This window comes from Halorhodospira sp. 9622, from assembly GCF_022228025.1.
Classification (GTDB): Bacteria; Pseudomonadota; Gammaproteobacteria; order Nitrococcales; family Halorhodospiraceae; genus Halorhodospira; species Halorhodospira halophila_A.
This window is the reverse complement of the sequence record NZ_JAJNRE010000067.1, coordinates 1-1,672: the sequence shown is the minus strand read 5'-3', so window position 1 is coordinate 1,672 and position 1,672 is coordinate 1. Positions and strand designations below refer to the sequence as shown.

Below are 1,672 nucleotides of genomic sequence, written 5' to 3'. Positions count from 1 at the left end.
CCGATCGCCCACGATTCCCGGGGCGCTTCGAGGAAGCGCCCCTTCAAAACCTCACTGCTCAGCCAGCTCCTGCTCAAGCGCCCGCGCATAAGCCTGCCGCGCCGTGCGCGTGATCGCCAGCTGCCGGTTCAACCGCTCGATCTCCTGATCGGCAGCACGCACGTTCAAAAGCTGCTGCCGCGCGTTCTCCGACAGATCGCTCAGGTTGTAGCTCGTGCCATCAATCGTCACCGTCTGCTCTTCAGCCATGCTCATCTCCTCGTTCATCGCTTCGATCGTCGCTTGTCTCATCCAGCGCATCCCAGTCCAGGGCCTGCTCCTCCAGCGGGGTCGGGTCAAAGACCTCGTTCGCCGCCGGCAGCCCCTCGGCCCGACGCTTGGCCCGCATCCAGCGCACCAGCCGTCGGGCATGCGAGCGCGAGAACATCTGCCCATAGGCCAGGCTCAGCGCCCCGGCATCACGAAGGCGCTCGAACGCCGCTCCATCGAGCGTCTGCATCGTCGACTCGCGCACCTGATAAAGGCCCTGCACCCGGCGCTTGCCCCCATCCTCGCCCGGGTAGGTGATCGGCCAGGGCTCGATCACCCCCTCGCCGGCGAGTGCCTGCACCGCCCGCTCGGTCCCAGCCTGCGAGCGGGCCACTTGGCGAAGAAGCGCCATGCGCCGCTCCAGCACCGGGGCCGGACTGCCCTCGGCATCGAATAGCGGCTCGCCCAGGTAGGGATCCCGCGTCAGCTGCTCCGAGCTCGGATCCACCCCGATCACCTCCCGCCGCTCGCCGGAGGCGAGCAGCCGGAAGGGATGGGCGCGCAAAAGCGCCGGGATGTACGCCCCACTGCGCCACTGCCCGCGGGCGTTGGTAAAGACATTCTGCCCCGGCTCCAGCCCAAGCACCGCCTGGAGCTGATAGCCCGAGCCCGCCGGCGTGAAGGCCACGGGCATCGCGCGCAGCGCATAGGGGAGTTCGGCGAGTACGATCGGCACCAGCACATGCTCGGCGGCAAACCCATAACCACCGCCCGGTATCAGGCGCCAGTGCGCGTGCCGGCTTGCCGAGAGGGGTTCATAGCGCCGCGATTTCTCCTCAGCCATCGCTCGGCGCAGCGCTGCGCTGACGCTCCTGAAGCTGCTCACCGGCGCGCTGCAGCGCCCCGACCAGCGTCCCGTACTGATTCGCCGGCAGCATCAGCTCACCGGTCACCCGCTCCTTGCCATCGGCGCCCACAGCCAGGCACTGAATCCGCACCATGCCGTTTCGAAGCGCCACGGCGCCAAACTTCTCCACATACGTCGGTTGCATCTCATCCTCCTGCTGCTCATCCATTCTCCGATCCGCCCGCGGGTCCGGATCCGGGCTGACCACCTGTGCCGCAGCACTTCGACCGCGCCGGCGCTGATACGCCTCCACCAGCTCGCCGAGATGATGCCGAAACCGCTCGCCGACGCCGACAAAATCCTCCCGCACCGGCGTGGGGAAATCCAGCGAGTGCCCCGGCGAGAGATGCTCGACGTAGTCCGCGTTCTCCTCCAGGCGCTTGAGATACGCCGGATCGAAGTCCAGGCCCACCAGGTCATACACCCGCCGGGCGACACTCTCCGGATCCGAGACCGTCTCCTCGTAGTGGACCACCTCGATCGGATTCGGCAGCCGGCGGCGCCAGAACTCGATCA

General features: G+C 67.6%; 3 protein-coding genes. All 3 read right to left on the bottom strand.

Annotated elements, in window-relative coordinates:
* Positions 1 to 51 precede the first annotated feature (51 nt).
* Entirely contained in the window at positions 52 to 249 is a 198-nt protein-coding gene (locus tag LRG07_RS13570) for a DUF6447 family protein (RefSeq protein WP_238642721.1), read from the bottom strand.
* Entirely contained in the window at positions 242 to 1,093 is an 852-nt protein-coding gene (locus LRG07_RS13565; RefSeq protein ID WP_238642720.1) for a SapC family protein, read from the bottom strand. Before LRG07_RS13565 ends, LRG07_RS13570 begins: the two co-directional genes overlap by 8 nt.
* Positions 1,086 to 1,672 (bottom strand): sulfotransferase (locus LRG07_RS13560; RefSeq protein ID WP_238642719.1); only part of this gene is annotated, 587 nt, incomplete at its 5' end. The genes LRG07_RS13560 and LRG07_RS13565, both read right to left, overlap by 8 nt.